General features: G+C 49.8%; 6 protein-coding genes. 2 read left to right on the top strand and 4 right to left on the bottom strand.

The window, feature by feature from the left end:
- The coding region (locus tag F453_RS0110790) for a glycoside hydrolase family 97 C-terminal domain-containing protein (RefSeq protein ID WP_211211516.1) at positions 1 to 459 on the top strand (459 nt) is incomplete at its 5' end.
- A gap of 523 nt (positions 460 to 982) precedes the next feature.
- Here F453_RS0110790 and F453_RS0110785 read toward each other — a convergent pair.
- The 4 genes from F453_RS0110785 to F453_RS0110770 form a co-directional block, all read right to left on the bottom strand.
- On the bottom strand, positions 983 to 1,522 hold the full coding sequence (locus F453_RS0110785) for a ClbS/DfsB family four-helix bundle protein (RefSeq protein WP_018968022.1): 540 nt from the start codon (positions 1,520 to 1,522) through the stop codon (positions 983 to 985).
- Positions 1,523 to 1,855: 333 nt separating this feature from the next.
- A complete protein-coding gene (gene recG, locus F453_RS0110780) occupies positions 1,856 to 3,955 on the bottom strand; it encodes an ATP-dependent DNA helicase RecG (protein WP_026292559.1) in 2,100 nt (699 codons plus the stop codon).
- Between the two features lie 67 nt (positions 3,956 to 4,022).
- The gene (locus F453_RS0110775) at positions 4,023 to 4,709 is read right to left on the bottom strand and encodes a 2-C-methyl-D-erythritol 4-phosphate cytidylyltransferase (protein ID WP_018968020.1); all 687 of its coding nucleotides are present in this window, start codon (positions 4,707 to 4,709) and stop codon (positions 4,023 to 4,025) included.
- Positions 4,710 to 4,721: 12 nt separating this feature from the next.
- The gene (locus F453_RS0110770) at positions 4,722 to 5,291 is read right to left on the bottom strand and encodes a DJ-1 family glyoxalase III (RefSeq protein WP_018968019.1); all 570 of its coding nucleotides are present in this window, start codon (positions 5,289 to 5,291) and stop codon (positions 4,722 to 4,724) included.
- A 388-nt stretch (positions 5,292 to 5,679) separates the two neighbouring features.
- On the opposite strand from F453_RS0110770, the gene F453_RS0110765 reads away from it, so the two are divergent.
- Positions 5,680 to 6,279 (top strand): hypothetical protein, encoded by a 600-nt coding sequence (locus F453_RS0110765; protein ID WP_234398553.1) that lies wholly within the window; start codon positions 5,680 to 5,682, stop codon positions 6,277 to 6,279.
- Positions 6,280 to 6,358: the final 79 nt, after the last annotated feature.

The following is a 6,358-nucleotide window of genomic DNA, read 5'->3' as shown; positions in this document are numbered from 1 at the left end:
GGGTCGCACGTCAACTCAACCATCTGCGGTCAGCTCGCGCTTTACGTAACGATGTACAGCCCGTTGCAAATGGCGGCCGACTTTCCTGAGAACTATCTGAGGTATCCCGATGCCTTCCAGTTCATCAAGGACGTTGCCGTTGACTGGGACCGCTCGCTGTATCTCGAGGCCGAACCCATGGCCTACATCACGGCAGCACGTAAGGCGAAGGGCACGGACAACTGGTTCGTGGGCTGCGTATCGGGCAATGCGCCTCACAAGTCGCAGCTTTCGCTGTCGTTCCTCGATAAGGGTCGCAAGTACGAAGCCACGATTTACACCGACGCACCCGATGCCGACTACCGCAGCAACCCAAAGGCCTACCGCATAGAGCGTCGCACGGTGACCTCCTCCACCAAGCTTTCGCTCACCGCCGTGGCTGGTGGCGGCTATGCCATATCCATCGTTCCAAAGCAATAAGGGCGCTTAAGGTCTGTGCACACCAATCACTTGGGTGCGAAATAGCCCATCAAACATTGTCATTAAGGCTTAAAGTTGGCGTCACAACCGCACCAACTTTAAGCCTTAAATATTAGCTTCGGAAATTAAAACAACAATCAGTGGCAATGCGTCAACAATGAGTTTAATGCCCATTTTATCTGTTCGCGTCTTGTTACAACTATGCTGGACTCTTATTCCAGATAAGTTGGAACGTCATTCCAGCTAAGTTGGAACAGGATTCCAGTTAAGTTGGAATAGGGTTCCATCTTAGCGATACCAACACGGCTATTGATAAAACACATCTCAAAGGCTAAACACGCGTTAGACAGAAGCTTTACTAACGCCCTGACAAAGGTGAGAAATAGTGATGAAAACAGGTTGTTGAGAGGTCACATAAAAACGGCAAATAAGGTTTAGAAGTAGGGTTACCTGGACGCTTGCATAGGCCCAAACACCCCCAAAGCATCTATCGCACGAAGCCAACAGCTGCCCACTTCGCTTATTAATCCTTACTTAATGCTTGTTGCTTCTTCAACTTCTTTATTGCCCAATCGTAATGGCTGGCAGTAGCAGATATGAAATAAGCCCCTAACGTGGTGGTTCCAGTCCATGAAAAAGCATGTTTTGAGAACAGTTCTTCTTGCGAAAAGCCACCCAACCACTTCATCACCTCCTCATGGGTGCCTTTTAACAGGCTCTTGCTATCTGATAAAGGCGTAGCTTGGTGCTTCTCCCAAAACGCCACGTTCATATCTGGGTAGTTCCGCCAATTATAAGGTTGGGGCAAAAAGTCACGCTTTTCACCATTGGTATTAGCCTTAACCCATGCAAGCAACAACTGATGCCACTCGTAAAGATGCACCAGAACATCGCGCAAGTTCTTATCCCTTGCCCAATGCGTTTCCTTTCCCGCAGACGCCATTTCGGGCGAAAAAGGTGCTTCTTGTTGCGTTCTGCTCATCTTGTCGATAATGCTCCACATCTTGTAGAACTTCTCTTGGGCAACTGTTGCCAGTGTTTCCTTAGTCGTTGGTCTTGCCATAACGGGGCTGTTTTTATTTTTTATTCAGTTTGCTTACACATTGTTTCCCACTCCACAAATAAGCACACGGTGTCTTGGGTTTTACTTGCTGGTGTTCGAAAACTTATTTATTACGAATGGGTTGGATGCACCTTGCTAGATCATAAACAAGCAACCACAAGATGGTTAATCTTCCAATTGAAGCATTGCACCAATAATCTTGCTGGGCTTGAACGATAAATGAGCCTGAATCGAGCGCAATTGCGACCTATTCTAAACATACTTCCAAATTAGAACATCTCATTGGGCAACCGCTGGCTTCTTTATTTAAAGATGCTCGAGAAAGTGCCATCGCTAGCTTATCGCAGCCCAATCGATATTGGTTTTGCGCAATTCTTTCAGCCTGTTCCACAGCATGGCATGTTCGGGAAGATTGCAATCGGGGTCGCGTTCGATAATTTTCTGGGCCTCGTCGCGTGCCATTTGCACCAATGCACCATCGCGGGCGATGTTCGCTATTTTAAGGTCGAAGGCCATGCCACTTTGTTGCGTGCCTTCAAGATCACCAGGACCGCGCAGTTTCAGGTCGGCTTCGGCAATACGGAAGCCATCGTTGGTCTCGCACATAATATCGATGCGCTTGCGCGTTTCGGCAGAGAGGGCACGATTGGTAACAAGTATGCAATAGCTCTGATCGGCTCCACGCCCCACCCTACCACGTAACTGGTGCAGCTGCGACAGGCCGAATCGTTGCGCATCGAGTATCACCATCACCGAAGCATTAGGCACATTCACCCCCACTTCGATAACCGTTGTGGCCACCAAGATCTGCGTTTCACCACTGGCAAAGCGTGCCATCTCAGCCTCTTTCTCTTTCGACTTCATCCTTCCGTGTATCTTACTCATCTTATACTCGGGAAAAATGTCGGTCAGAGCTACGTAACCTTCCTCCAAATTCTTTAAGTCGGTCTTCTCACTCTCTTCTATTAAGGGATAAACGATGTACACCTGGCGACCCAATTTCACCTGTTGGCGTATGCCAGCATAAAGACTGGTGGTTTGGTTGTCGTATTTGTGCAGCGTTTGGATGGGCTTTCGGCCTGGCGGAAGTTCGTCTATCACGCTCACATCCAAGTCTCCGTAGATGGTCATAGCAAGTGTTCGCGGTATGGGCGTTGCTGTCATCACCAGCACATGCGGTGGGTTGTCGTTCTTTCCCCATAGTTTGGCTCGCTGTTTCACGCCAAAACGATGCTGTTCGTCTACCACGGCGAGCCCCAAATGAGCAAATTGCACGGTGTCTTCTAGCAAGGCATGCGTGCCCACCAGTATGTGCAGCTGGCCCGAAACAAGCCTTTGCAGCACATCGGCACGACGTTTACCCTTAACGACACCCGTTAACAGCTCGGCCGTTACATCCGTTCCCTGCAACATTTGCTGTATGGTGGCGAGGTGTTGTTCGGCTAAGATTTCGGTAGGAGCCATCATACAGGCCTGAAAACCATTGTCTACGGCAATGAGCATAGACATTAATGCGACGAGAGTTTTACCCGAACCCACGTCGCCTTGTAACAAGCGGTTCATCTGTCTACCGCTATCCATGTCGTTGCGTATCTCGTGCATCACGCGCTTTTGTGCGCCCGTGAGTTCAAATGGCAGGTTATTGTGATAAAAGTCGTTGAAGTATTGGCCTATCTTAGAGAAGTGATAGCCACGATATTTACGCCGATGGAAGTTGGCGTAACGCAAGATGTTGAGCTGAACATAGAACAGTTCTTCGAACTTTAACCGCACTTGGGCACGCTGCAACTCATCGGTGTTGTGTGGATAATGCACCCCGCGCATGGCCTCATCGCGCGAAACAAGGTGCAAGGCATTGGTGATGAAGGGTGGAAGTGTCTCGGCTAGCGGTGCTTGCATTTGTTCGAGCAAGCCCTTAGTGAGTTTTTCCATGGCGCGCGATGTTATCCCCGACTTCTTCATTCGGTCGGTTGTGCCATAGTGGGGTTGCATACCCATCTCGGCAAGTTTTAGTTCTGTGGCCTCGTCTATGTCGGGATGGGCAAACTGGTAACGACCTCCGTACACGCTAGGTTTGCCAAACACGATGTATTCCACCCCCACTTTGTAGGTGTTTAGCACGTATTTTGTGCCCTGAAACCAAACCAAGTCGGCCACGTTCCACCCATCGGTGAAGTGCGCCACAAGGCGTTTCTTACGCGGTCCCATGTCAAACTCCTCAAAGCTCAGTATGTGTCCCTTCACCTGTACGTAAGGCATATCACCCTGTAATTGGGCAATTCGGAAGATTTGCGTTCGGTCTACGTACTTGTAGGGATAATATTCGAGCAGGTCGCCAAAGGTTTTGATGTTGAGCTCTTTACTCAAAATCTCTTTCTTTCGCGGACCAACGCCCGGCAAATACATGATGTCTTGATCTAGAATGGAGTGCATAAGGGGGTTACGTTTGTTATGGCAAGAGGCTCGACAGATAATGCCTCGTGCGCAGGCCAGCCTTCTCTCACGGCGTGGAAGGAGGCTGTACCAACAGGCGTTCGCACACTTCGAGGTCGAAGGGTGTGGTTATCTTGATGTTCTCTTTGTTGCCCTCAACCGTTGTTATCTGTGCGCCCAGAGCCTCAACCACCGAAGCGTCGTCGGTAAATTCCGAGCGATAAGGTTGTTGGTAGGCCCGTTTGAGCAATTGCAAGTCAAAGGTTTGCGGTGTCTGCACCAGTCGGTAGGCGTCGCGGTTCACGGTTTGGCTGGTGCCATCGGGCATCATTTGGCGCAACGTTTCTACCACGGGCATTACGGGGATTACGGCTTTGGCTTGTCGGGCAACGCTGAAACAACGTTCAACAACAGCTACCGACACCATGGGACGTACACCATCGTGCACCGCCACCACGCCTTGGGCATCGTCGGGAATAAGCGCCAAGCCATTGCTCACCGATTCGAAACGTGTCGCTCCACCATCGGCATGCAGGTAAGGCAAGTTAAAATCGTGCGCACGACACCGTTCGTGCCAATATGTTTGCTGGTCGCGTGGCAGCACCAATATCGTTTGCAGCTGTGCATCGAAGTCATAAAAGCGCTCCATGGTACGCATCAACACGGGCTTTCCGCCAAGCAGAAGAAACTGCTTAGGCACGTCGGCACCCATGCGCAGACCCTTTCCGCCAGCAACGATGATAACATAATTCATCGCGTGCAGCGGTTAAAGGCGCTCGGCCATAAGGTGTTTGTAGCGCATGGCCACCTCTATTTCCTCGGTCTTATCGCGACCAACCAACAGCGTGAGCAACGTGTAAGCGTATGGGAAAGCGGCAGCAGGACCTTCGCCCGTTATGATATTGCCGTCTACGGTCACCAGTTCGGCAGTGTATTCAGCCCCATGCAAGGTATGCTCCACACCAGGATAGCAAGTGGCACGCTTGCCTTGCAGCAAGCCCAATGTGCCTAAAACCATGGGGGCAGCACAGATAGCGCCGATCTTTCGACCAGCTTCAGCCTGCCGACGAAGTACCTCGGCCAATCCCTTATGTTCTTTCAGATTGGTCGAACCAGGCAGTCCGCCAGGCAAGAGCAGAAGGTCGGCATCGTCGAAGTTAGCGTTTTCGAACAGCATGTCGGCCTTAACGCACACGCCGTTGGTAGATTCCACCATCTCACGACCCATAATGCTCACGGTTATCACGTCCAATCCGCCTCTACGCAGAATGTCAACGGGAGCCAACGCCTCGATGTCTTCAAATCCGTCGGCCATGAATTGATACACTTTTGCCATATCCTTTTATTCGGTTTATCGTTATTATCGTTACTGCAAAAATAGCCATTTTCGGCGTAAGCATCGGCAAACAACGCGTATTTTTAAGCCCAACGTCACACTTTTTTGCGTTTCTTGTGTGAGAATTGAGGTAATAACGCGATTTATATGGGTGAAAGAGATGGGCAAAGCGGTCAAAAAACAGGTTTCCAAACACCTTATATTGAATATTAGTTTTCTTTGCAACAATGATAAAATAGCGAGCTTTCATTGCATCACAGCTACCATCACTCCCTACATTATATAACCTCAACAATCATCATATTATAGCACATACTCCGCATCAAGAGCGATAAATCCTCAACAAACGCCCCTAAACGTTTGCCATATTCGAAAGAATGTCTTATTTTTGCAATACGAATGGGGACGGGGAGGTTTGAGCTTCGCCGATGAAGACAAAGTGAATGACAGCACGACACCCCAAGATCCCCACCCCAACACAACGATGACGAACGCTTTCAGAACATACGGATGGCTCGCAATAACGGCATTGTGGCCCACGGGAAACATTGCGGCGCAGACCTTCGCCATCGAAACGGTGAACGACAGTCTAAACTATCTCACGCTAAAAACAGACTCTACAACCGATCGATGGACGCTGGCCTACCCCGTTTATCGCCTCGAAACGGGCGACGTAGATGGCGATGGACGAACGGAAGCGCTGGTGGGCGTGATTAAAAGCACACGATTCTACCCGCAACGAGGACGCAGACTCTTCGTATTTAAGAACTATAAAAACCGCGTTAGGTCTATGTGGATGGGCTCGAAACTGGGTGGCATTCTGCAAGATTTTCGCTTCGTGAATGGCGTGGTACGAAGTTTGGAAACCACAACTAGTGGCCGTTACGTGGTGGCCGAATATCGCTGGCAGGGTTTCGGCTTCGAATTCGTTAGGTTTTTGGTCGTTAAAGTGGGGCGTAAAGAGGCGTTGAAGGTCTTTAACCAATAGTGGGTTGCGCAAAACAACAAGTTCCCCAAACCACTCAACACCAACTGGCGCAATGGCGCACACAATAATAAACTAGGCG

This window comes from Hoylesella loescheii DSM 19665 = JCM 12249 = ATCC 15930 (assembly GCF_000378085.1).
GTDB lineage: Bacteria > Bacteroidota > Bacteroidia > Bacteroidales > Bacteroidaceae > Prevotella > Prevotella loescheii.
This window is presented reverse-complemented; position numbering and strand designations above follow the sequence as displayed.

Coding starts and splice junctions, on each gene's coding strand:
- F453_RS0110785 (WP_018968022.1), bottom strand. CDS start 1,522: ATGGCAAGACCAACGACTAAGGAAACACTGGCAACAGTTGCCCAAGAG.
- F453_RS0110770 (WP_018968019.1), bottom strand. CDS start 5,291: ATGGCAAAAGTGTATCAATTCATGGCCGACGGATTTGAAGACATCGAG.
- F453_RS0110775 (WP_018968020.1), bottom strand. CDS start 4,709: ATGAATTATGTTATCATCGTTGCTGGCGGAAAGGGTCTGCGCATGGGT.
- recG (WP_026292559.1), bottom strand. CDS start 3,955: ATGCACTCCATTCTAGATCAAGACATCATGTATTTGCCGGGCGTTGGT.